Origin of the sequence: Reyranella sp. (assembly GCF_036558665.1) — a bacterium.
GTDB lineage: Bacteria > Pseudomonadota > Alphaproteobacteria > Reyranellales > Reyranellaceae > Reyranella.
Genome location: NZ_DATBFE010000184.1, coordinates 1 through 23,921, shown reverse-complemented (window position 1 = coordinate 23,921; position 23,921 = coordinate 1). Strand labels below are relative to the sequence as shown.

Below are 23,921 nucleotides of genomic sequence, written 5' to 3'. Positions count from 1 at the left end.
GGAACTGCACCGCCATGACCTGCGCCGTCGCCCATTCGCCCTGGTCGTTGAAGGCGACGTCGCCGACCACCGTCTTGTAGGTGGTCTTGCGCAGGTGCTCGGCGAGCTTGTCGTCGTTGGTGCCGCCGGTCGCCTTGACGGCCTGCTCGATCACCTGCATGCGCGCGTAGGCGTAGGGCGGCAGGTAGTAGCCCAGCAGGTCGACGCCTGCCTCCGCCGCCTGGGCCTGGTACTTCTTCAGGAAGGCGCGGCCCTCGTCGGAGGCGAAGCCCGCCCATGGCAGCCAGAAATCATAGACCACGATGCCGTTGAGCAGCGGCCCGAGCTGCGTCTTGATGGCTGTCGCCTGCAGCCCGACCATGCCGCCGCCGTAGATCTTCGGCTTGAAGCCGACTTCGTGGCTCGCCCGGATCAGGCCGACCGTGTCGGCCGGATAGGAGCAGGCGAGGAAGATGTCGGGATTGGTCGCTGCCATCGCCCGCACCACCGGCGTGTAGTCGGCCGTGTTGGGCGGATAGGTCTTGTCGTAGACGAGCTTGAGCCCCATCCGCTTGATCACAGCGCGCGCTCCGTCCATGGCATTGCGCGGGAACTCCGCATCGGCGCCGCACATGGCCACGGTCTGCGGCTTGGGGTTCTGCTCTGCCGCCAGCTCGAAGAAGCCCTCGGCGAAGACCTCCTTTGGCCGCGGCCCGCCGGTCGGCACCATCGAGAAGTAGCGCTTGTAGTGGAACTCCGAATTCACAGCGAGGCCGAACAGCGCGAAGAACGTCCGTTCGTGCTGCATTACGATCGGCATGGCGGGCGCGATGATGTTGGTAGCGTAGCTGCTGCCGACGATGTCGACCTTGTCGACATCGAGCAGCTTGGTATAGAGGCCCGGCACCGTCGAGGGATTCGACTGGTCGTCGTAGTAGACCAGCTTCACTTTGCGTCCAAGCAGGCCGCCCTTGGCGTTGATGTCCTCTTCCCAGATCTGGGACGCCAGCAGCGCTCCCTTGCCGTTGGGCGCCAGCGGGCCGGTCAGGTTCATGCTGAAACCGATCGTGAGCGGCTTGTTCTCCGCGATGGCCGGAGCGGCAAGGCCCGCGGCACCAGCCGCCGCCAGCTTTCCAAATCTGCGACGCTCGATCAGCATGTCGTTTCCTCCCGTTATCGTTCCCTCGATCCTAGCCTTCTCCAAGCTTGCATGACAACGGCTGGTCAAAGCAGGGGCGGCGGGCCGACGAGGCCGAGCGCATGCTGGCCGAAGATGCCGGCCTGCACGTCCGGCGAGAACATCACATGGGCATTGGCGGCGTGCGCGTCGCGAAACAGACGCTGCATGTTGCTGCTGAGATAAAGGCCGCTGGACCCCGCGATGCCCATCAGGATGTCGACCGCCTCAAGACACATGCGTACCGAGAAGAAAGCGTCCCGACGGTAACGGACCTTGTCATCGTGCGCCGGCTCGGCGCCGGCGCGCGCCACAACCATCGCGTGATTGCAAGCATTCCGCATGATCAGCTTGGCGGAATCGATGCGCGCCGCCGCTTCCGCCACCTTGATCTGGATCGACTGGCTGGCGGCGACCGGCAGGCCGGTCATCGTCGCGTTGCGCTTGCGTGCCGCGCCCACCGTCGTCTCGTAAGCTCCCTGCGCGCAGCCCAGCATCACTCCCGAAAGGACATAGGGGCCGAGCGCCAGCAGGGGCAGGCGAAAGAGCGGCGTGTCGTTGATCGCCGATCCCGGATGCGGCTTGCCGTTCATGGCCCAGGCCGTAATCGTCCGGCGTTCGGGCACGAACAGGCCTTTAACCGCCACATCCTTCGAGCCGGTGCCGCACAGCCCGGCGGCGTGCCAGGTGTCGATGATCTCGTATTGCGAGCGGTGGACGAGGGCCAGACGCTGGTCGACCGGCGGGCCGTCGTCGCGCTCGCGCACCATAAAGGCCAGCAAGTTCCAGTCGGAGTTGTCCACTCCGGACGAGAGCGGCCAGCGTCCTGAGACCTCGTAGCCACCGTCGACCTTGCGGCCGCGCCCGGCCGGAAAGACCAGCGAGGTGGCGATCAGGACGTCGGTCGAGACGCCCCACAACTCGTCCTGGGTCTCGGGTGCGAAATAGCCCAGCATCCAGTGATGGCTGGCCAGATTGCCGATGTTCCACGCGGTCGAGGGACAGACGCGGGCGATCTCGGCACAGACATCGACGAAGATGCCGACATCGAGCTCGGCGCCGCCGACACGGGCAGGCTGAGCGATGCGGAACAGGCCGGCAGCATGAAGCTCGCGCTCGGTTTCGTCCGGCATCCGACGCAGCTTCTCGCACGCGTCGGCGCGTGCCGCGATCTTGGGAGCGAGGTCGCGAGCGCGGCCCACCATCTCCTCGTCGCTGACTCCGGCAAAGGAGGTGCGCTCTTTGGGCAGTGTCGCCGACGGCGTCCAATCCAATCTGGCCGCGCTCCTGCCTGTCATCTGCGTCGCCTTCCCGGACGTTTCGATTTTGACGGACGATGCGGAGTGCGGCCGAAACGGTCAAGTCCTTGGCGTTCTGCGTGGTGACGGCTTATCGTCTCGTCAATTTCGCCTCGAAGGAAATCGCCATGAATGCGCCCGATCGCCTGCGTGCTTTACTTGCCCAGCCGGGCCTGATCGCGATGCCCGCCGTGTGGGACGGGCTGACCGCCAGGCTCGCGGCGGGGGCGGGCTTCAAGACCGCCTTCCTGTCCGGCTCCTGCGTGGCGGCGAGCCGCCTTGGCGGACCCGATCTCGACCTGGTGTCGTTCGGCGAGATGTTCGATTCCTTCAACATGGTCCATGGCGCCGCGCCAGACCTCCTCGTGCTGGCCGACGGCGATCATGGCTACGGCAATGCGATGAACGTGCAGCGGACCGTCGCTGCCTATGGTCGCGCCGGTGCGGCGGCGGTGCTGATCGAGGACAAGATCACCCCGCGCGCCTTGACAGCGGCGGGCAAGCCCTGCCTGCCGCGCGAGGAAGCGCGCATGAAGATCCGCGCTGCCGTCGCCGCCGCGAAGGAGTCCGGCATCCTGGTGCTGGCCCGGACCGACTGCCGGCCGACCCAGGGCATCGACGAGGCGGTGGCGCGCATCGAGATGTATGTGGAAGAGGGCGCCGATATCCTGTTCCTCGATTCGCCGGCCGACGAAGCCGAGGTCGGGCGCGCCATCGCCGCGGCAAAGGGCAAGCCTTCCTTTGCCGTACTGTCGCCGGGCGCGCCGCGGGCGACGCCTTCGCAGAAGGAAGCGGCGGCACTCGGCTTCAAGATCGGAACCTTCCCGACCGGCATGCTCTCCCCGGCGGTGGCCGGCATGAAGGCAGGCCTGGCGGCCATCGCAGCGGGCGAATCAGAGACCAAGCTTGCCTTGCCGCCGGCCGAACTGCGCGCGACTCTGGGCTATCCCGACTACGACATCCGGGCGAAGCCGTTTCTGCTCAAGGCGTCGTGAACGGCCCAATCCGGGCTTCGCGGAAAGCCGGCCGTGCCTGGATGGCGGCCCACCACAGCGCGACACGCGAATGGCGCGCGGGCTGCATCTCGTCAGGCGCGATCTCCTCGTCGATCCGCTTCACGAACGGGACCACGGCGATATCGGCGATCGAATAGTTGTCGCCCACCAGCCATCGGCCTTGCCCGATCATCTCCTCCATCCTGTCGAGAAGCAGCACGAGCTTGCGGCGGGCCTCGGTGCGCTCCTCTTCGGTGTAGGGCTTGCGCGCGGCGCGGTACCAGGCTTCCTGCCGTTCCTTGCTCGGTACCTTCTTGAGCCTTTCCGCCAGTTCTTCGTCCGACCAACGGGCAGCCACCTTTGCCAGCGAGTGCACCCAGTTGAAGACGATCAGATTGCCGATCAGCCCGTCGACATGACGAATCCAGTTGCGCACGACCGCCCTCTGGTAAGGATCGGACGGCCGCAACGGCGGATCCGGATAGGTCTCGTCCAGATACTCGCAGATCGTGCCGCTCTCGTGGAGCGGTCGACCGTCATTCAGGATCAGTGCCGGAACCACGCCGTTGGGGTTGATCTTCAGGTAGTCCGGCGAGTGATGCTCCATTCTTTCCATGTCGACGACGCGGCTTTCGTACGCCAGCCCCTTTTCGGCCAAGCAGAGGCGGACGCGGCGTGATGCACTCGAACGCCAGGCGTGATGGAGCACAAGCATGGGCAGACCTCCCTGACGACGGATGACCGGTCATCGCAAGGCGGATATGTTTACACGACTTCGAGGGAGCGTCCTCATGGCCCGTCACATTGTCTGTCTGACATTCGACCACGACCACCTGTCTGGTTTCATTGCCCGCGGTCTGACGACGCCGACGGCGGTGTCGCGTGGCGAATATGACATCGTGGTCATCCCGAGACTGGTGGCGTTGCTGGCCAAGTACGACATCAAGGCAACGTTCTTCACGCCAGGCCATACCATCGACAGCTCGCCTCACGCGGTGATGCCGTATGTCGAGGCCGGTCACGAGCTTGCCCATCACGGGTGGACGCATCGCTTGCCAGTGGCGCTGTCACGCGAAGAGGAAGAAGAGGAAATCGCGCGCGGCAACGAGTCGATCAAGCGCGCAAGCGGCAGGATTGCGCGCGGATACAGATCACCGGCCTGGGACCTCTCGCCTCATTCCATCGAGCTCCTGCTGAAGCACGGCATTCAGTACGACAGCTCGTTGATGGGCCACGACTACAATTGCTACTATGCGCGCCAAGGCGATGTTGTCGAGCTGAAGAAGCCGTTCGTGCGCGGCCGCGAGACGCGGCTGGTCGAGATGCCAATCAGCTGGTCGCTCGACGACTTCCCGCACTTCGAATACATGCGCAACCCGAACGGCTCCATCCAGGCCGGCCTGATGAACGCCGGCGGCGTGCTGGAGAATTTCGTCGACGACTTCACCTACATGACCGAAATGTGCCCGGAGTTCGGCATCCTCACCTACACGTTCCACCCGCACGTCATCGGTCGCGGGCATCGCATGATGATGCTGGAGCGACTGGTCAAGGCGCTGGTCGCCGGCGGCGCCGTCTTCATGACCATGGAAGGGGCCATGAAGGAGTGGCTGGTACGCCACGAGGCATCGAAAGCGGCCGAATAGGCGGCTGCGGTCCGCCGCGGTCGGCGAGGCGCGTTACACCTGCGACCATTCGCCGAGATGACGCGGCGATGTTCGCCGGGGGCGAGCTCATTCATCTCGGCCGTCCCTTCCACACTGGCCTCACGGCCGCCCAACGATCGGCGTCCCCTTGCTGGGACGCGCTCGCCGCTCGGTCGTTCTCGTTCTCTCCTTGCGGCTTCGGCGATGCGTCGCCGTCGACCTTCTGGCCGTGTGCACCTGCATCGCGACGATAACCGTATTGGCCCTCGCGATCGTGTGGCCGGCCCCGCCAGGGTCGGCGCGCCTGTTCGGGATGCTCCCTGCCGGCACGACCTTGCTTGTGGTCCGCGTGGCCATAGTCGGGGATGTCCTGCTGGTCGCTTCCGCTGTAGCGACCGGCCGACGCGCCCTTGTCGCGCGGTGGCCTCCTCGTCGCCATGTCTTCTCCTGCGCAAGATATGTTCAAGCGAACGAGCGCCTCGGCGGAAGGGTTGCAGCCAAGGCATTTGGCACAACGCTGGGCGAAAAGGTTGCCGCCCCGACATAAATTCTCTGCCAAGCCGACCCCGAGCCCGTTCGCAACCTCGGGCCGACGGCAAACATTGCCCACGAAGACGTGCCGCCCAACCGAGAGAGGAGATCATCCATGAAAACGACCCTGATCGCTGCCGCCGCCATTTTGGGCCTTTCCGGGGCAGCCTATGCACAGAACGCCCCGATGAAGCCGGGCGCCACCAATCCCCCGCCGGGGACGTCCTATTCGGGAACCGGCAGCGGCGCATTGCCGCCGTCAACGACGGGCACGCCAAGTTCGGGCGCGCTCGATTCACAGAACCAGACCGCGGGCATGGCTGGCGCACGGTCGCAAATCGAAGCGGCCGGCTTCAGCAACGTGAAGGGCCTCAGCCATCACACCGACGGCACCTGGAGAGGCCGCGCCGTCAAGAATGGCGTCGAGGTGGCCGTCGTTCTCGAGCCGTCGGGCCAGGTGATGGTCCAGTAGGTATCGGACCGTTTGCAGGCCCGCCGGCGTCTCGCCGGCGGGCCCTTGCTTGTCCGGTTTGCGCGCCCGTCCTTGCCTGAAGTCGCGCACGAAGCAATGGTGCGGGGATACAGGTTGGGGGGAGGCATGGCCAAGCCGACAGTCGCCATCATCCGGGGCGGACGCCTGCTCGACAGTCGCGCCCACGCCGCGCCGAAGAGGGACATGCTGATCGAGGGTGACACCATCGCCGAAATCGGCCGGCCGGGCATGGCTGCGCCCCCGACGGCGACGGTCATCGATGCGCGCGGCCGTTTGCTGCATCCCGGTTTGATCAATGGCCATACCCACAGCCACGGCAATCTCGCCAAGGGGATGGTCGATCGCGTCACGCTCGAGCTCCTCTTGACCGCCGGCTCGTGGATGAGCGGTCAGCGCACGCTCGAGGACAAATATCTGTCAAGCCTGATCGGCGCATCCGAGATGGTTCTGAAAGGCTGCACCGCAGCCTACGATCTGACGGGAGAGTTTCCGATGCCGTCGGTCGAGGGACTGGCGGCGGTCGGCCAGGCCTACGCCGACGTCGGGATGCGCGCGGTGCTGGCGCCGATGGTCGCGGACCTGAGCTTCTTCGAGGCCCTGCCGGGCTTGATGGAGCGTCTGCCGGCCGGCCTGCGCAAGGACGTCGAGCGCTTCGCGCTCGCTCCCTACAAGGGCAGTGTCGCTCGCATGAGGAAGGCCATGCACGGCTGGAAGCTGGCCGGAAAGGACGTTCAGCTCGCGGTCGCCCCGACTATTCCGCATCATTGCTCGCGGGAATTCCTGCTCGCCTGCCTCAGGCTCTCGAGGGACTATGACACGGGTCTGCATACCCACGTCGCCGAATCGAAGGTGCAGGTGATCGCGGGCTACAAGCTCTATGGCTCGACGCTCACTGCCTACCTGGACCGGCTTGGCCTTGTCGGGCCCAGCTTCACGGTGGCGCACGGCGTCTGGCTCGATGGCGACGACATGAGGCTGCTCGGCGACAGGGGAGCGTCGGTCTCGCACAATCCCGGCAGCAATATGCGGCTCGGCAACGGCATCGCCGACATGCGCGCCATGCTGGAGGCCGGGATCAATGTCGGCATCGGCACCGACGGTGCGTCCTGCTCGGACAACCAGAACATGTACGAGAACATGCGGCTGGCCTCGATGGTCTCCAAGGCGCAAGGTCCCGACTGGCAGCGGTGGATCTCGACCGAGGAGGTCTTCGACGCCGCGACCGTCGGCAGTGCCGGCGCGCTGGGGCTGGGCGACAGGATTGGCCGGCTCGAGAAGGGCTACAAGGCCGACATCGTTTTCCTCGATCTCGGCCACGTGAACTGGATTCCGTGCAACGATCCCACCAACCAGATCGTGCACACCGAGGATGGCACCGCAGTTCATTCGGTGATGATCGGCGGACGCATGGTGGTGGAAAACCGCAAGCTCCTGACCGTCGATCTGGCCGAACTCGCGCGCAAGGCCGAGAAGGCGCGGGCTCGTCTGGAAGCGGCCAACCGGTCGGCCCGTGCGCTCTATGACAAGCTCGAGAAGATCGTCGGGACGTTCTGTCCGGGCCTTGCGAAGGAGCCGCTCCATATCGACCGCTTTGCCGGCGGCCATCATTGCCATATCGGCGAGCATCGCCCCGGGGCTAGAACCTGATGAATGGAAAGGGATGTGGTCGCGGACGTCGGAACGGGTCGAACAGCACCATGAAGAGCTGGGAGAAGAGCTGTCCGACGCGCGGATCCTCTGGCCCTGTGGCCGGAGTCCATGCGGTGCTTTGGGACAGTGCGAGATCGTTGCGGCAATAGACGGCGAACACATAGAAGGGGCGAGCAGCCGGGGCCTTGTGGCGAATCTGGTTGGCGCAAACGCGCGCGGCGGTGAGATCGTTGGCGGGGTCGAAGACGAGCTCGAGCCGATAGTCCGGGCGCGGCAGTTCGGCGGGTCTGGCATAGGTGAATGTCAGATTCGGCTGCGGCTTGTTGGCCTGCATGACCGGCAGCAGGCGGCGTTCCATCTCGTCTTGGGGCATGTTCGGAAACGGATTGCCCGAAATCACAATCCGGAAGGTCTTGTTGTTGGTGACGGCGTAGAATTCGCCATAGTCGTACTGCGGCGCAAAATCCGTGCCTCCGACGCCGCTTTCGGTGGCGCAGCCCAGCAGCGAAAGGACGGCGAGAACCAGCGTGTAGCGGTTTGCGTTGTTCATGCAAGGCAACACGCAAAGATCACTCTCGTTGCGCATCTTGTAAAGGGCCGCAAATCGAACCTTCGGCAACGACGACCGGTTTCAGCCGTTGCTCATCCGGTCAGGTCTTGTGCGGAGCGGTTCATGAAGTCGAAGCTCGTATGGGAAAGCGCCGGTGGGCGGACCTTCGTCCTCGTGCTCGACGCGGGCGACGAGGCGTTCGGCGAAATCACAGACTTCGCAACCCGCGCTGTCCTGAAAGCCGCCTCGCTCACCGCGCTTGGCGCGTTCGAACGGGCGACCGTCGGCTGGTTCGATCTCCAAAAGAAGGAGTATCGAAGGATCGTCGTCGGCGAACAATGCGAAGGCCTCAGTCTCCTGGGTGATATCGCCGTGGGGGATGACGGCAAGCCCAGTTTGCACATGCACGCGGTTCTCGGTCTGCACGACGGTTCGGTCAGGGGCGGCCACTTCATGCAGGGGATCGTGCGGCCGACGCTCGAAGTGACGATCGTCGAGACGCCAGCTCATCTGCGGCGCAAGAAGCGGCCGGAACTCGGTCTCGCGCTGATCGACTTCTAGCGAACGATGACGACCTGGAGTTCGCATGGTGATCGAGGCTTGAAATCTCCGACCAAATGCCTTGACCGGGCACAGGCTTCGCCGGAGCATTGCGGCGCGGGATTCGACAGAACAGGACTGCGCCGATGGCCAAGTTTTTGTCCGAAGAGGCAGTCGCGAAATACAAGCGCGACGGCTACCACTTTCCGATCGACGTGTTGTCGGCCTCCGAGACGCGTGAGCTGAGGGATCGCCTTGAAGCCCACGAGGCACAGTCAGGCGGTCCGATCCAGGGTGACCGCCGGCACAAGGCGCATCTCTATCTGACATGGCTGAACGACCTGATCCGCCATCCGCGCATCGTCGACGCGGTCGAGGACGTGCTCGGTCCCGACCTCCTTTGCTGGAGCACGAGCTTCTTCATCAAGGAGCCGTCCGATCCCGGCTTCGTGTCGTGGCACCAGGATGCAACTTACTGGGGATTGAGCTCGCCGGATGTCATGACCGTGTGGGTAGCTTTCACGCCCGCCAACCTCGTCAACGGCTGCATGAAGTTCATGCCGGGCTCCCACCTCGTGCAACTCGAGCACCGCGATACCTTCGACAAGGACAACCTCTTGAGCCGCGGACAGGAGATCGCGGTCAAGGTCGACGATTCGAAAGGGGTCGCGGTGGTTATCGAACCCGGCCAGGCGTCCCTGCATCATGTGCTGCTGGCGCACGGCTCGGCGCCCAACAAGTCAACTGATCGGCGGATCGGCTTCGCCATTCGCTACATCCCGACGCATGTGAGGCAGGCGGTGGGGACGAAGGACAGCGCGACCCTCGTGCGCGGCCGGGACCTGTACAACAATTTCGAGCACGAGCCGCGACCGACGGCTGATTGCGCGCCGGATGCGCTGGCGGCGCATGCCGCCATCGTCGGTCGGCAGGTCCAAATCCTTTACCGCGGGACCGGCGAGGCGCACTTCCGCCCATAGCAGCCGCATTGACGACGTATCGAATCGGCATCGATGTCGGCGGCACCTTCACCAAGGCCGTCCTGATCGACAATGCGACCCTTGAGGTCGTCGGGCGGTATGTCGTGCCGACCACGCATGCGCACGAGCGCGGCGTCGCCAAGGGCGTGGTCGAGGCCTTCCATGCCGTCCTCGACCGCTCCGGCGTCGATCCGAAGGACGTCATATTCCTTGCCCACAGCACCACCCAGGCGACCAACGCGCTGCTCGAGGGCGATGTGGCGCCGGTCGGGGTGATCGGCATGGCGGGCGGTGCGGCCGCCGGCCTGGCGCGCGAGCAGAGCCGGATCGACGAAATCGAGCTGGCGCCGGGTCATTTCCTGAGACCAGGCCATCGCTTCATCACGACGGAAGCGCTTACCGACGAGGCAGCCCTGGAAGCAGTCGAGGAGCTGCGGGACGAAGGCGCGCGCGTCGTCGTCGCCACCAGCGCCTTCGCCGTCGACGACAATGCCAGCGAAGAGACGGTGCGTCGCGCCGCCGGTTCGCTCGGCCTTCCCGTGACCTGCGGCCACGAGATGTCGAAGCTCTACGGGCTGGCGGCGCGCACCCGAACCGCGGTCGTCAACGCCAGCATCCTGCCCAGGATGATCGACACCGCCGCCATGACCGAGGCAAGCGTGCGCGAGGCTGGCATCGCGGCTCCCTTGATGATCATGCGCGGCGATGGCGGGGTCATGGACATCCGCGAGATGCGTCGCCGGCCAGCCATGACGATGCTGTCGGGACCTGCGGCCAGCGTCGCGGGAGCGCTGATGCATCTGCGGGTATCCGACGGACTCTATTTCGAGGTCGGCGGCACGAGCACCAATATCGGCGTCATCCGCAACGGCCGCCCGACCGTGAAATACGCGCGGCTCGGCGGGCACGAGACGCACCTGAATTCGCTCGACGTACGCGTGATCGGCGTCGGCGGCGGCAGCATGGTCCGCGTGCAGGAGACCAGGCTGGCCGACATCGGACCGCGCAGCGCCCATATCGCCGGCCGGCGATATGCAGCGTTCGCCGAGGCCGATGTCTTCGACGGAGCGGGAATTACCTTCATCCCGCCGCGGAGCGGCGATCCCGACGACTATTGCGCTATCCGCGGGCGGGACGGCGAGCTCTATGCACTCACCCCGACATGTGCCGCCAATATTCTGGGCTACGCGAAGCCCGGCCTGCATGCGTACGGCAATCCGGACGCGGCTCGCGCCGCGATGGCGCCACTCGCCAGTGTCCTTGGCTGCTCGGCAGAAGAGGCAGCGCGCCGGATTCTGGAGTGCGCCGGCGACAAGATCACGCCGATCATCGAGCAACTCATCGCCGAATACGGCCTCGATCGCGATCAGGCTGTCCTGATCGGCGAGGGCGGCGGCGCGGGCGCGCTGATCCCGTTCGTGGCCGAGCGGCTGGGACTTCGCCACCTGATATCGAAGGATGCCGAGGTGATCTCGTCGATCGGGGTCGCGCTGGCGCTGGTGCGCGAGATGGTCGAGCGCATCATTCCGGATCCGCAGCCCGGCGATCTCAGGATGATACGGCGGGAAGCCTTCGATGCCGTCGTGCGCATGGGCGCCACGCCGCAAAATGTCGAGGTGACAATCGAGATCGATCCTCACAGCCAGCACGTCCGGGCCACTGCTGTCGGCGCCATCGAGATGGAGTCCGCGGCGCGCATGGCCGTCGGAGAGCACGAAGCGAGGGCGATCGCGGCCCGTTCGTTCGCCCTGCCGGTCGACGAGACCTATGTGACAGCGGCGACCGACGGCATGCGGGTGATCCAGGCGACGGTCGCGGGCAGGCACCCGGTCCGCCTCGTCGACCTCGAGGGCGTTATCCGCCTGCAGCGTAGCGATGCCCGGATCGAGACGTCCTCGGTCGATCGGGCGGTAGCAATGCTCGAGCAGGTTTGGCGGGGCACCGTCCTTGGCGACGGCAGGGTCGTGGCGCCGGAGGTGGTTCTGGTGGCGGGCCGCCACATTGTCGATCTCGCAGGCAGCGTCACGCTCGATCAGGCGCAAGCGATTGCGCGGGGTGAACTCGAAGGCCTGCCGCAAGATGCGACCGTGGTGTTCGTCGCCATGCCGCGGTTGCGGAGCTGACGGCCCACACCATGCGCGGCCCGTGCAACGTCGGGCCGCCGCGCACGTTATGGCGGATAGAAGGAGCGCGCCCTCGCGGTGCCGCAACGTTGCCGCGCCAGCATCTTCCCTGTCTCACCGGCGCGGCAATCCCAACCCAGGAGGCTGCCATGGGCTTTGGTCGTGGAATTCTGCTTTGGCTGCTCGGCATCCCGCTGCCGATCATCATTCTGCTGGCGCTTTTCTGGCGCTGAGGGGAGTGAACATGGCTCGATATTCACGCAGCGCCGGCAAGGACGTTAAGCGCGCCATGAGCCGGCGCAAGAAGGGATCGCTCAAGCGCGGCAAGGGCGGCAAAGGCGGCAAGGTGAAGAGCCGCAAGCAGGCCATTGCGATCGGTCTTTCCGAAGCCCGCAAGAAGGGCAAGAAGGTCCCCAAGCGCAAGAGCGCCAGCCGAAAGAAGAAGCTCTGACGTTCCCGCGCCGTTGTCACGAGGGTGGCGGGACCATCGTTCCTTTCGGCAACGCCGCGCAATGGTCGTAGATGTCGGAGGGGCGCGTGAACCAGACCTTGTCCTTGTGCGGATGGTTCACGATGTGCTGGAGCGCTTCGCGCAACAGCCGCAGACGGTAGGGCTGGCCGACGATCATGGTGTGCAGCGCGATGCCGCACACCAGGGGCTGCGCGGTCGATTGGCGCAAAAGCTCCTCGAACTGCCCGACAATGAAGTCGCGAAATTCCTCCGGCGAATGATGGCGCACGAGGATCTGCGGGCTGTCGTTGATCTCGAGCGGGTAAGGCACGCTCATCAATGGCCCCAAGCGCGTCCTCATCCAGAGCGGTTGGTCGTCCGCGGGCCAGTCCATCAGAAAGTCGAACCCTGTCTCCTTCAAGAGGTCGGCGGTATGGTGCGTCGAAGCCATCCATGGCGCCATCCAGCCGCGCGGACGCTTGCCGGAAGCCTTCTCGATGGCGTCGCGTATCTCCTCCAGGAAGCGCCGCTCGTCCTCCTCCCACATGTGCCCATGACGTTCGGCGTTGGTCCGGCCGTGGCCGATGAACTCGTCGCCACGCGCCTTCAACGCATCGACGATCCGTGGTGCATAGTCGAAGACCGATGTGTTGATGAGGTGCGCCGCTGGCAGGTTGAGCTCGTCGAACAGCTCCAGGCATCGCCAGACGCCGACGCGATTGCCGTAGTCGCGCCACGCGAAGGTCCGCGGGTCCGGCGGCGTGCCGGCAACCGTGAGCAAATGGCCGTCGCCGGCGCCGAAGGCGAAGTGCTCGATGTTGAGGCCGAGATAGAAGGCGAGCCGCTTGCCGCCCGGCCACGAATAGTCGGGCCGGTCGACGATCGGCGAATAGGCGTATCGGTCGTGATGGGGAAGGCGCAGCATTTCAGTATCCTGCGTTGCGGTCGACGACTTCGCGCAGCGGCTCCTGTCGCAGGAATCGGCCGAGGTTGTCGACGAACAGGCGGGCGACGATCCGATCCCGCTGGGGATGCGGACCGCCGATATGGGGCAGCACGATGATCCCCTCGGTCTTCCAGAAGGGATGGTCGGCCGGCAGCGGCTCCTGACGGAACACATCGAGGATCGCGCCGGCGATCGTCCTTGCCTTCACCGCTGCGATCAGATCGTCGTCATTGATCAGATGGCCACGGCCGAAATTCATCAGCCACGCCGTGGGCTTCATGGCGGCGAGCCGCTCGGCATCGATGAACTTGTCGGTTTCGGAGGTGGCGGGCAGCAGCAGCAACAGGAAGTCGGATTGGGCCAGCACCTCGGACGTGCGCTCGGCCGCCATCACCTCCGCGACATGCGGCACCGGCGCAGGGCGCCGGCGGGTGCCGATCACGCGCATGCCGAGCGCGAAGGCGAGGCGCGCTACTTCCTGTCCGACCGCGCCGAGGCCGAGGATGCCGAGCGTCTTGCCGGTCAGCGGCTGCGCGACGGTGTGGACCCACTGGCCGCGCCTCTGATTCTCGACCGCGCTGGCGTAGGGTTTGGCGACGTACAACAGCGCGCCCAGGATATTCTCCGGCATCGACTCGCGGTGCGTGCCGCGGGCGCAGGTGAGCATGAGTTTCGCCGGCAGGTCGGGCAGGGCCAGCCAGCCCTCGACGCCGGCGGTCATCGCCTGTGCCCAGCGCAGCTTGGGCATCTTCGGGAGCAGTCCGGGCGGAACGACGGCCGCCATCAGGGCCTCCGTCCCGGCCAGCTGATCGGCGGAAGGCCTCTCCTTGCGAGGCAGTGTTTCGATATTCACTCGATCGACGAGACCGGCTTCGGCGACGGCGTCGAGATAGGCAGCGGGAGAATCAGTCCAGAGAAGGACCGCGGTGCGGGTGGCCAAGGTCGTGGCTCCTCGTATGTCCGTTGGCGATCGAAATGCATCGACGGCCGCACGCTATCACAAAAGGGCTTTCTCGCACTGCGACCGCGACCGCATGCCGGCTCCCATGACCGGAACCGCGAAATAGCGAGCGCGTTGTGTCCCGAGTATCAGCGGAATTTGGCCATGGCACCCGACGAAGGCAGGCGCGCGCCCGCGCGCGAGAAGGACGATCGGGGGACATCCAGCCAAGAATGGCGCGACGACAACAAGAACGAGGAGGGCGCCGCGGAGGACGAGGAACGCGAAGCTGCGGCGCGGCGCGCCGCGTTCTTCCGCAGTCGCTCGTTCAGGATCGCGGCCGCAATTGCCGTCGTCGCCATCGTCGTCGCCGCCTTGCTCTGGTGGCTGCACGCGCGCCATTACGAGAGCACCGACGACGCCTTCGTCGACACACATATCGTGCATCTGTCTCCGCAGATCGCGGGACAGGTGATCAAGATCTACGTGCGCGACAACGAGCAGGTGCATAAGGGGCAGCCGCTGGTCGAGATCGATCCGGCCGAGGCCCAGGCCAAGCTCGATCAGGCGAGGGCCCAGCAGGCACAGGCGGAGACGCAGTACCAGCAGAGCCTGGCGACGGAGAAGGGGGTCGAGGCGCAGGCCGAGAACGCCGCACAGGATCTCGCGCGCTACCGTTCCCTGCAGACGACCGCACCGCAGGCGGTATCGCAGCAGCAGCTCGACCAGGCGAGTACGACCGCGCGCAATACCAAAGCGCAACTCGCCGCCGCTCATGCGCAGATCGCCAGCGGCAGCGCGCAGATCGAAGTCGCCAAGGCTCAGGTCGCTGCCGCCCGGCTCGATCTCGGTTATACGCACATCGTTTCGCCGGTCGACGGTCATGTGGCGCAGCGCAGCGTCGCCGTTGGCAACTACGTCTCGCCCGGACAGGAGCTGATGGCGATCGTTCCGCTCGAGCTCTGGGTAACGGCGAACTTCAAGGAAACGCAGCTAACCCTGATGCGTCCCGGTCAGCCGGTCACCATCGAGGTCGATGCCTGCCCGAAGGAGGAGCTCCGCGGCCATGTCGATTCGATTCAGCGCGGTGCAGGCCAGGCTTTCGCCATCCTTCCACCCGAGAACGCGACCGGCAACTACGTGAAGGTGGTTCAACGCGTTCCGGTGAAGATCGTCCTGGACAGTGTTCCCAAGGACTGCCCGATCGGCCCCGGCATGAGCGTGGTGCCGACCGTCAAGGTGCGCTGAATGGAACGCGCGTCTGCGCACGGCGGCTGGACTGCGGAACGCTCTGTTGCGGGAAGCCGCAATCCCTGGACCATCATCGCCGTCATCTCGATCGCCACCTTCATGGTGGTCCTCGATACCTCGATCGCCAACGTGGCGCTGGCCCATATCGCCGGCGGCATGGCGGCGAGCTACGACGAAGCGACCTGGGTCATCACCAGCTTCCTGGTGGCCAATGCCGTCATCGTCCCGGTGAGCGGCTGGCTGGCCGACGTGCTGGGCCGCAAGCGCTACTACATGATCTCGGTGGCGCTGTTCACGCTGGCCTCGCTGCTGTGCGGCATGGCACCGAACCTGGGACTCCTGGTCATCGCCCGAGTCGTGCAGGGGATCGGCGGCGGCGGGCTCGCGGCGGTCGAACAGTCGATGATGGTGGACACGTTCCCTCCGGAGAAACGCGGCGCGGCCTTCGCGGCCTACGGCGTCGTCGTGATCGTGGGTCCGATCCTCGGGCCATCGCTCGGCGGCTGGATCACAGACAACTGGTCCTGGCGCTGGGTCTTCCTGATCAACCTGCCGTTTGGCGTTCTGTCGCTGGTCCTGGTCAGCCTGTTCGTTCACGAGCCGCCGGCGCTGGTAAAAGCGCGTCGGGCCTTGCTGGACAAGGGCCTGCGCATCGATTGGCAGGGCTTTGTCCTTGTCGCACTCTTCCTGGGATGCCTCGAAGTGACGCTGGATCGCGGTCAACGCGACGACTGGTTCTCGAGCTCCATGATCACGGCGGTCGCAACGATCAGCGCGCTTTCCCTGATGATCTTCATCCCCTGGGAGCTGACGCGCCCGGATCCCATCGTCCGCATCCAGCTTTACGGACGGCGGAACTTCATGATCGCCAACGTCTTCATGCTGGTGATGGGTGTCATCATCTTCGGCACGACGCAGTTCATCCCGCAGCTCCTTCAGGAGGTGTTGGGCTATACTGCGACCGACGCCGGCTTGGCGCTGACCATGGGTGGCATCGCCACGCTGGTCGTGATGCCGGTCTGCGGCTATCTCACGGGCAAGCTCGATCCGCGTTACCTCATCGGCTTTGCGCTTGCCGTCCAGGGCCTCGCGCTCTGGAACATGAGCACGCTCGATACGCAGATCTCGTTCGAGAATGCGGCCATGGCACGGCTGATCCAGTCGGTCGGGTTGCCGTTCCTGTTCATCCCCATCACCAGCGCCGCCTATGTCGGCCTGCGGCCGAGGGAGAACAATCAGGCTTCGGCACTGCTGAATGTCTCGCGCAATCTCGGCGGCACGTTCGGAATCTCCCTGGTGCAGACGCTGCTGGCGCAGCGCAGCCAGGTGCATCAGTCGCAGTATGCCGAGTCTCTCAATCCGCTCAATCCGAACTACGTGTCGGGCCTCGAACACATGACGCACGTGCTGATGAATCAGGGTTTGTCCCAGGCCGAGGCTGCCAAGGCGGCACTTGCCCAGCTCTATCGCACGTTGGGCCAGCAGGCGGCGATGCTGTCCTATATCGACGTCTTCCACGTCCTGATGCTGGTGGTGTTCGCCGCCTTGCCACTGGTGCTTCTGATGCAGAAGCCGAACAAGAGGGCCGGAGCCGCCGCGCCGTGAGCCTTTCCCGGCATCTCGCCTCGCTCCTTGGCAGGCGGGCCAGATATGCACGTAAACTGGCTGCATCCGCGACGCGAAGCGGTATAGGATGCGCCGGCGACACTCGGAAAAAGCATCGCCGGCGCGGCTGCAGACTTTAGGGCGCACGGGAAAAGTCGGCAGCCGCTCCAAGATGGTTGTCCCACCCGCCGGCGGCCAGTGACCATGTTGAGCCTGACAAATCCGTGACAAGCGGAACGCGGCGGCGCGTGTGCGGTTGTGCACAGTTGCGATGGGAGACGGAATTCGGCGTCACCGATTCGCGGTTCCGACGTTTAGAGGCAGGCGCTGCCTGCCATCCCCAATCGCAGCGCCGCCGGGGCCGCCGTGCGACGCTCGTTCTCCCCCACCACGGCGGCCGCCGGCTTGGCTCTTCGAGTAGCCCCCGATTGGCGTGTGTGGACGCTCATATTCAACATCCTGTGGTGTCGACCGCTCGCGGCATCTAAAGAGCAACAATTTCTTGTTGTCTCCCGTCGCGCTCTTGAATTGCCCGTTGCGGCGGCGCAGTGTTGAGTTAGCTCGACGGTTTCAATGCACCCTTGCCGCCGCTGGCGGCAGGTGGGCTGTTCGACGCTCTCTTGGGGGAGTCGGAAATGCTGGTCGCCCACGACTCGCCTCGGCCGAAGATCCTCATCGTGGAAGACAGCTATCTGACGGCAGAGGCTGTCGGCGATCTCGTCAAAAGATACGGATGCGAAGTTGCCGGCGCCGTCGGCCGCGTGGAGACGGGAGTAGAATTCCTGCGCAAGAACGACGTCGATGCAGCAGTAGTCGACATCGACCTGCGCGGCACGGCGAGCTTCCCGATCTGCGACCAATTGAGGAAACGCGACATTCCGTTCGTCTTCCTCACCGGATACGACAAGGGCTACGCCATTCCGCCGGAGTTCCGGGGCGCGGCGCGATTGTCCAAGCCGGTTGACGATCGCGAGTTCGAGACCGCCCTGACAGCGCTGGCGTCCGCCGGCCGTACTCCCAGCGTCGACCGGGGAAATCTCGTTCTGGACCGCCTGCCGTTGGCCACTTGGCGGCTTGTCCTGCCCCGGCTGGAGCGGGTGGCGATGGCCGCCCAGGAGATGCTGGAAAGGCCCGGAGGCGAGATCCATCATGTCTATTTTCCAGTCGCGGGCCTGGTGTCGATTCGCGCCTGTTCAGCACAAGGCAAGCGCATCGAGGTAGGCCTGATTGGTCGTGACGGGCTGACCGGAATCGCGTTCCTGCTCGGCCGGAGCGACGGTCGGGAGATCGAGGCGATCGTCCAGCATCCGGGCTTCGCATGGCGCATTTCCGTGTCGGCGCTGGCCGAGTTGCGTGGCCTCGACCCCGAATTCGACGCTCAGCTGCTACGATCGGTAGACAGATTCATCAGCCAGCTTGCGCGCAACGCGCTGGCCACCGGATACGGCACCATCGAGCAGCGGCTGGCGCGCAGGCTGCTCATGACATCCATTCGGCTCGGGACAAAAAGCCTGGCGCTGACGCATGACAGCCTGTCCAGGGTACTTGCGGTGCGCCGCTCCGGCGTCACGGTGGCGCTGCATATGCTGGAGTCGCGCGGGCTGATTCGGGCGAGGCGCAACCTGATCGAAATCCTGAACTTCGGCGCTCTGGCGCGCGCCGCCGGCGAGAATTGCTGGACCGTCGCCGATTTCCGTTTCACGGCGGACGATTAGGATCGACCGTTCCGCGTGGATCCGAAGGCGGCCACCGCCGCGACCAGCCGTGCCTCTTCCACCGGCTTGGAAAGAAAAGGCACGGCCCGGAACTCGGGCGGGATGATCGCCCTGTCGTCGTAGCCGGTCAGGAACAGGAACGGGACGTTCAGACCGGCCAGCGCCTCCGCGATCGGAAAGCAGAACTCGCCGTTGAGATTGATGTCGAGGATCGCGCCATCGAGGCCGGCCTCGACCAGCGCCAGGCCGAGCTTCACGTGCGGCGCAGGGCCGACCACCGCGCAGCCGTGATTCTCCAGCGCGCCGCGCAAATGCTCGGCAATGAGGAAATTGTCCTCGATCAGCAGCACTTTAAGACCGGCAAGCTCGTCTCCAGGCCGCGGCACCGGTCTCTCCTTTACGTACGCTGGACGTTCTGGGCGAACGGGAATTCCAGGCTCCAGCGCAGGCCGTCGGCGGCCGGCTCCATTTCAGCTTTGCCCTGAAGCTCGTATTCGACGCTGCGCTTGACGAAGGTCGTGCCGAAGCCTGGCGCTGCGCTGTGGGATGCCGGCGTTCCGCCCGACTCGGTCCAGGTCACCACCAGCCGGTTCGCGCTGGCCGGCCCGGCGATCTGCCACGACACGCTCATGCGACCTCCGGGGACCGACAGCGCGCCGTATTTCACCGCGTTGGTCGCGAGCTCGTAGAAGACCATGCCGAGCGTCGCCGCGGCCGGCGGGGTCATGAGGATGTCCGGGCCCTGAATGGCGACGTTGCTCCTGTCGAAGGCGACATGGGAGCGGAGCGCCGTCGCGATGAGCTCACTCAAGGGCGCTCCATGCCAGTTGCCCCGCGACAGTAGCTCGTGGGTCGCCGCCATGCTGCGCAACCGGCCCTGAAAGGCCTCGGCGTACGGCACCAACGATCCCTCGGTGGGAAGCGTCCGGCTGGCAAGAGCGCTCACGGTGGAGAGGATGTTCTTGACCCGGTGCTGCAGCTCGTAGAGGAGCACCTGCCGCCGTGCCTCCGCGGTCTTGCGCTCGGAAATGTCGACGATTGCCGCGATGCCGCCCCGGACCTTGCCGTCGTCGTCAACCAGCGGCGTCGACGTAATGATGACGTCACGCCGTCCACCGTCGCGACGCAGGAGCTGGCCCTCGAAGTTCGCGACGTTGCGACCGGTCCGCGCGGCGAGCTGCAACGGATGTTCGTCGCCTGAAAGTTCGTGGTCGCCCTGCAGCAGGCGCATGTTCGCGCTCATCAGGCGCGGGCCGCCGCCCGCTTCGTTCTTCACCCCCTCGCCCAGGAGCTGGGCGCCATACCGGTTCACCCGGATCTCGTCGAGATGCCGGCTGTCCTGGATGATCAGGATGCCGACCGGGACCATGTCGAGCAGGGTCTCGAGACTTTGGATGCGGTCACGCAGGTCGCGCGTCAGCTCGCTGATGCGCGCTTCGGCGGCGCTCATCTTTGTTACATCGACGAAGGTGAGGACGACGCCCGCGATCACGTTGTCAACCGTTCGATAGGGCACCATGCGCATGACGTAGCGTGTGCCGTTGTTGGCGCCCTCGATCTGGCGCTCGATGGTGGCGAGCGTACGCAGGACGCGCTCGGCATCCTCCTGCACCGTGTCGGCCTGGAAGCGCGCCCGTACATGGCCTATCGGCCGGCCGGTGTCGCTCTCGACCAGATGGAACACATCCTTGGCGGCGGGCGTGAAGCTCTTCACGTTGAGGTTGCGATCGAGGAAGATCGTCGCGATCTGCGTGCTTTCCAGCAGGTTGGCGATGTCGGAGTTGGCGCGCGAAAGCTCCTCGACGCGGGCATGCAGCTCGGAATTGACGGTCTGCAGCTCCTCGTTGATCGACTGCAGCTCTTCCTTGGAGGTCTCGAGCTCCTCGTTGGCCGACTGCAGTTCCTCGTTCATCGAGGACAGCTCCTCGTTGCCCGATCGAAGCTCCTCGTTGGCCGATTCGAGCTCCTCGGTGGTCGTCTGCAGCCGCTCCTTGGTGGTGCGCAGCTCGAGCTCCATCTGCCGAAGGTTCGCGCTCTCGACATCCTCCTCCGAGGTCGAGGCCTCGGTGTCCTCACTGGTCTTGATGCCGCCGATGTCCTGGAACACGACCATGTAGATCGCGTCATGTGCGCCCGAGATCCTGAGTGGGTGGATCACGAGATCGATGGTCTGGCGACCGCCATTCGTGCCGACAACGACGTTCTTCTGGATCGCCACGTGCCCCGTGCTCACGGCCTTGTGCACGCCGGCGCGCAAATCCGGGCGCAGGCCCTGGCGCGCCATGCTGAAGATGTCGATCCTCGGAGCACCCGCCGCCAACTCGAGATATTTGCCGGTGCGGCCTGAGCCGTGCAGCACGTCGCCCTCGGCATTGATGATGACGTAAGCCGGCGAGTAGCGGTCGAGGAGTTGACGTTCGGCCAATGACCGCAATGGTTCCTGTTCGACGGCAGTGCGTTGGGCCGATGCGGTCTTGCGCCGGGCATTGTCGGGCGCGGTGAGGGGAAATTCCGGCAGCCGGCGCTCGAGCTGGATGCGGCGACGGAAGATGCGGTGCGGCTTGTCGACCATGGAAAACAGCCGCGTGTGGCGGGTCAGGTTCTCCGAGCTGCCCAGGAACAGATACCCCGATTCGTTCAAGGCGTAGTGAAACAGAGGGACCAGCCGGTTCTGCAGTTCCGTCGTCAGGTAGATCAGCAGGTTGCGGCAGGAGATCAGGTCGAGCTTCGAGAACGGTGCGTCGCGCAACAGGTTGTGCGACGAGAACAGGCAGATCTCGCGCAGATCGGGCGAGATGCGGTAAGTGCCGTCCTCGCGCAGGAAATACCGCTCCAGACGCTTCTGCGGGATGTTCTTCGCGATGGTCGCGGGATAGCGGCCGATGCGCGCGACCTGGAGGGCCGGCTCGTCGATGTCGCTGGCGAAGATCTGAAGACGCGGCGCGGCCTGTCCTTTGGGCATGTGCTCGCGCAACAGGATCGCGATCGAGTAGGCCTCTTCGCCCGTCGAGCAGCCGGGCACCCATACGCGCACGGCGTCGTCGGCGCCCTTGCCGTCGAACAGGCGCGGGATGACCTTTTCCTCGAGGGCCGAGAAGGCCTGGGGATCGCGGAAGAAGTTGGTGACCCCGATCAGGAGGTCCTGCAACAGGATATCGACCTCATGCGGCTCCCTGCGCAGGCGCTCGACGAATTCCTGCATGTTCGCCAGTTGCAGCACCTGCATGCGGCGCTGTACGCGCCGGGCAACGGTCTTGTCCTTGTAACCGCTGAAATCGTGGCCGGTCCGCGCGCGCAGGAGGGCGCAAATCCGGCTGAGCGCCTCCGCCGCCGCCTGGCTCTCTGTCTGGAGCTTGTGGCCGTCGAGGTGCTGGAAGTAGTCGGCGAGCTTGGGCGGGATTTCGGCCAGGGGCAGGACGAAGTCGACCATGCCGCTTCGAACGGCACTGCGCATCATGCCGTCATACTCGGCGCCTTCCTGCGCGATGGTGAGACCGTCGTGCTCCTTGATGGCGCGAAGGCCGAGCGTGCCGTCGCTACCCGCGCCACTCAGGATGATGCCGGCCGCCTTCTCGCCCCGCGCTTCCGCGAGCGAAATGAAGAACCCGTCGATCGGCGTGCGCATGCCGCGCTGTTCGGCTGGCGGTGAAAGATGAAGGCGGTCATCGATGATGGTGAGGCTGGCGTTTGGCGGGATGACATAGATGTGGTTGGCCTCGACCGACGTATCCTCCTTGATCACGGAGACCGGAAGAGTCGTATGCCGCTCGAGCAGCGTGGACAGGGCACTTTCGTGATCCGGGTCGAGATGTTGCACGATGACGAACGCCAGTCCCGAGTCGGGCTTGATCGCCGGCAGCAGGGTCTCGAGAGCGCTCAGACCGCCTGCCGAGGCTCCGATTCCGACGACCGGTGTTACCGTCGCGGATGAACGTTCCTCTCCGTCCTCTGCATCAGCTTTCGACCGTGCCATTCGCCGCCGGATCTCCCGACCCCTCCCTTGTCGCGTCGCCCGCGCCGCCAAATCCCGTTCGTATCAGCTCTTGGACAAGTGCTGCGTCCTCCTCGTACCCGCGCGCCCGCGCCTCCAATTGTTCTGCCAGGTTGTGCCGCCTTCCAATGCGCTGCCGCTCCGCCATCTTGCGGGCGAGCGCGGCGCGTTCCTGATGCGCACGCTGCAGCTTTTCCAATGTCTTTTCAATCTCTTCTCCTTGCGCGGAGAGCACGGCATCCGCGCCGAAGGCGTGACCGACGTGGCAGCGATAGCGCAGCAGGCTTCCGTCCTCGATCTCCCACAGGGCACCGCCGCACTCCGGGCAGGTTAGCCGGGACGGCGTGCCGATCATGTCATCGACCTTCATGTCGGCGAGCTCCTGAGCTGCAATAGCCGCTTCGAGCCGGATGTCCGTCGGCACGTCCACGTCGGGACCCGCAGGCTCGCGGACCAAGCGGTCAAGCAGTCCGGCAATATCGACGGCAGGACGTACATAGTCGACGTCGACGTGACGCAAGGCGCTCTCGGGCATGAGCGGTACGATGGCATCGTCCGGTTCCTGTACGACCGCGAGGCCGCCACAGCGCTTGATGGCGCGCAGGCCCGCCGTGCCGTCCGACAGCGAACCCGAGAGGAGGACACCGATCACGCGACCGCGCAGGCTCGCGGCAGCGGAGCGGAAAAGCGGGTCGATCGCCGGCCGCGTCAGATTCTCGCGCGGTCCGCGCCTGAGCAGGACGTGGTCGGCATGCAACAAGACGTGAACGTCTGGTACGGCAACGTACACTTTGCCGCGGTCGATCGGATCTCCGCTTCTCGCCGGCAGCACAGGCAGGGCGCATGCCCGGCCAAGGATCTGGGGCAGATAGCTGACCGGCCCGATGTGCAGGGTGACGAAAACCGCGGCCGGAAAGTGCGGCGGCAGGCCCCCCAGCACGTACTGCAAGGCTTCCAGGCCGCCGGCGGATCCGCCGATGACGACGATGTCGCGAGTGCGCGAGGTCTCGGCCAATATCGCCTCCGGTCGGGGGACATGAGAGCGCGGCAACCCGTCGCC

The 23,921-nt window shown here is 65.3% G+C and carries 22 protein-coding genes; 12 read left to right on the top strand and 10 right to left on the bottom strand.

Annotated elements, in window-relative coordinates:
- The coding region (locus VH499_RS25540) for an amino acid ABC transporter substrate-binding protein (protein ID WP_332055598.1) at positions 1 to 1,138 on the bottom strand (1,138 nt) is incomplete at its 3' end.
- Between the two features lie 65 nt (positions 1,139 to 1,203).
- A complete protein-coding gene (locus VH499_RS25535) occupies positions 1,204 to 2,454 on the bottom strand; it encodes an acyl-CoA dehydrogenase family protein (RefSeq protein ID WP_332055597.1) in 1,251 nt (416 codons plus the stop codon).
- 38 nt (positions 2,455 to 2,492) lie between these two features.
- On the opposite strand from VH499_RS25535, the gene VH499_RS25530 reads away from it, so the two are divergent.
- Positions 2,493 to 3,449, top strand: a complete 957-nt coding sequence (locus VH499_RS25530; protein WP_332055596.1) for an isocitrate lyase/PEP mutase family protein — start codon at positions 2,493 to 2,495, stop codon at positions 3,447 to 3,449.
- On the opposite strand, the gene VH499_RS25525 is transcribed toward VH499_RS25530, so the two are convergent.
- Positions 3,436 to 4,164: a glutathione S-transferase family protein gene (locus tag VH499_RS25525; RefSeq protein ID WP_332055595.1), complete on the bottom strand. Its 729-nt coding sequence runs from the start codon at positions 4,162 to 4,164 to the stop codon at positions 3,436 to 3,438. The genes VH499_RS25530 and VH499_RS25525 overlap by 14 nt on opposite strands.
- Before the next feature lie 76 nt (positions 4,165 to 4,240).
- Here VH499_RS25525 and VH499_RS25520 point away from each other — a divergent pair, with 76 nt between their 5' ends.
- Positions 4,241 to 5,095, top strand: a complete 855-nt coding sequence (locus VH499_RS25520) for a polysaccharide deacetylase (RefSeq protein WP_332055594.1) — start codon at positions 4,241 to 4,243, stop codon at positions 5,093 to 5,095.
- A gap of 91 nt (positions 5,096 to 5,186) precedes the next feature.
- Here VH499_RS25520 and VH499_RS25515 read toward each other — a convergent pair whose 3' ends face one another.
- On the bottom strand, positions 5,187 to 5,534 hold the full coding sequence (locus VH499_RS25515; RefSeq protein ID WP_332055593.1) for a hypothetical protein: 348 nt from the start codon (positions 5,532 to 5,534) through the stop codon (positions 5,187 to 5,189).
- A 207-nt stretch (positions 5,535 to 5,741) separates the two neighbouring features.
- On the opposite strand from VH499_RS25515, the gene VH499_RS25510 reads away from it, so the two are divergent.
- Together VH499_RS25510 and VH499_RS25505 are read left to right on the top strand one after the other, a co-directional pair.
- Positions 5,742 to 6,098 carry a hypothetical protein gene (locus tag VH499_RS25510; RefSeq protein WP_332055592.1) on the top strand — a complete coding sequence of 119 codons (357 nt, stop codon included), beginning with the start codon at positions 5,742 to 5,744 and terminating at the stop codon, positions 6,096 to 6,098.
- Positions 6,099 to 6,224: 126 nt separating this feature from the next.
- Positions 6,225 to 7,766, top strand: coding sequence for an amidohydrolase (locus VH499_RS25505; RefSeq protein WP_332055591.1), 1,542 nt, complete (start codon positions 6,225 to 6,227; stop codon positions 7,764 to 7,766).
- Here the strand turns inward: VH499_RS25505 and VH499_RS25500 are convergent.
- Positions 7,756 to 8,319: a hypothetical protein gene (locus VH499_RS25500; protein WP_332055590.1), complete on the bottom strand. Its 564-nt coding sequence runs from the start codon at positions 8,317 to 8,319 to the stop codon at positions 7,756 to 7,758. The two genes, VH499_RS25505 and VH499_RS25500, sit on opposite strands and share 11 nt — an antisense overlap.
- A gap of 123 nt (positions 8,320 to 8,442) precedes the next feature.
- Between VH499_RS25500 and VH499_RS25495 the strand changes: the two genes are divergently transcribed.
- From VH499_RS25495 to VH499_RS25475, 5 genes are all read left to right on the top strand, one after another.
- Complete coding sequence (locus VH499_RS25495; RefSeq protein ID WP_332055589.1) at positions 8,443 to 8,880, top strand: PPC domain-containing DNA-binding protein; 438 nt, start codon at positions 8,443 to 8,445, stop codon at positions 8,878 to 8,880.
- Between the two features lie 125 nt (positions 8,881 to 9,005).
- Entirely contained in the window at positions 9,006 to 9,839 is an 834-nt protein-coding gene (locus VH499_RS25490) for a phytanoyl-CoA dioxygenase family protein (RefSeq protein ID WP_332055588.1), read from the top strand.
- Positions 9,840 to 9,847: 8 nt separating this feature from the next.
- Complete coding sequence (locus VH499_RS25485) at positions 9,848 to 11,962, top strand: hydantoinase/oxoprolinase family protein (protein ID WP_332055587.1); 2,115 nt, start codon at positions 9,848 to 9,850, stop codon at positions 11,960 to 11,962.
- Between the two features lie 89 nt (positions 11,963 to 12,051).
- Entirely contained in the window at positions 12,052 to 12,195 is a 144-nt protein-coding gene (locus VH499_RS25480) for a hypothetical protein (protein WP_332055586.1), read from the top strand.
- A gap of 11 nt (positions 12,196 to 12,206) precedes the next feature.
- The gene (locus VH499_RS25475; RefSeq protein ID WP_332055585.1) at positions 12,207 to 12,413 is read left to right on the top strand and encodes a DUF6496 domain-containing protein; all 207 of its coding nucleotides are present in this window, start codon (positions 12,207 to 12,209) and stop codon (positions 12,411 to 12,413) included.
- Positions 12,414 to 12,429: 16 nt separating this feature from the next.
- Here VH499_RS25475 and VH499_RS25470 read toward each other — a convergent pair whose 3' ends face one another.
- Together VH499_RS25470 and VH499_RS25465 are read right to left on the bottom strand one after the other, a co-directional pair.
- Complete coding sequence (locus VH499_RS25470; protein ID WP_332055584.1) at positions 12,430 to 13,338, bottom strand: polysaccharide deacetylase family protein; 909 nt, start codon at positions 13,336 to 13,338, stop codon at positions 12,430 to 12,432.
- A gap of 1 nt (position 13,339) precedes the next feature.
- Positions 13,340 to 14,299: a D-2-hydroxyacid dehydrogenase gene (locus VH499_RS25465; RefSeq protein ID WP_332055583.1), complete on the bottom strand. Its 960-nt coding sequence runs from the start codon at positions 14,297 to 14,299 to the stop codon at positions 13,340 to 13,342.
- 165 nt (positions 14,300 to 14,464) lie between these two features.
- Between VH499_RS25465 and VH499_RS25460 the strand changes: the two genes are divergently transcribed.
- The 3 genes from VH499_RS25460 to VH499_RS25450 all read left to right on the top strand — a co-directional run bounded on the left by VH499_RS25460 (position 14,465) and on the right by VH499_RS25450 (position 18,870).
- Complete coding sequence (locus VH499_RS25460; RefSeq protein ID WP_332055582.1) at positions 14,465 to 15,547, top strand: HlyD family secretion protein; 1,083 nt, start codon at positions 14,465 to 14,467, stop codon at positions 15,545 to 15,547.
- Complete coding sequence (locus VH499_RS25455; protein WP_332055581.1) at positions 15,548 to 17,155, top strand: DHA2 family efflux MFS transporter permease subunit; 1,608 nt, start codon at positions 15,548 to 15,550, stop codon at positions 17,153 to 17,155.
- Between the two features lie 581 nt (positions 17,156 to 17,736).
- Complete coding sequence (locus VH499_RS25450; protein WP_332055580.1) at positions 17,737 to 18,870, top strand: response regulator; 1,134 nt, start codon at positions 17,737 to 17,739, stop codon at positions 18,868 to 18,870.
- On the opposite strand, the gene VH499_RS25445 is transcribed toward VH499_RS25450, so the two are convergent.
- The 3 genes from VH499_RS25445 to VH499_RS25435 all read right to left on the bottom strand — a co-directional run.
- The gene (locus VH499_RS25445; RefSeq protein WP_332055579.1) at positions 18,867 to 19,256 is read right to left on the bottom strand and encodes a response regulator; all 390 of its coding nucleotides are present in this window, start codon (positions 19,254 to 19,256) and stop codon (positions 18,867 to 18,869) included. The two genes, VH499_RS25450 and VH499_RS25445, sit on opposite strands and share 4 nt — an antisense overlap.
- An 11-nt stretch (positions 19,257 to 19,267) precedes the next feature.
- Positions 19,268 to 22,843: a CheR family methyltransferase gene (locus VH499_RS25440; protein ID WP_332055578.1), complete on the bottom strand. Its 3,576-nt coding sequence runs from the start codon at positions 22,841 to 22,843 to the stop codon at positions 19,268 to 19,270.
- On the bottom strand, positions 22,824 to 23,921 hold a 1,098-nt coding region (locus tag VH499_RS25435), incomplete at its 5' end, for a chemotaxis protein CheB (RefSeq protein WP_332055577.1). The genes VH499_RS25440 and VH499_RS25435, both read right to left, overlap by 20 nt.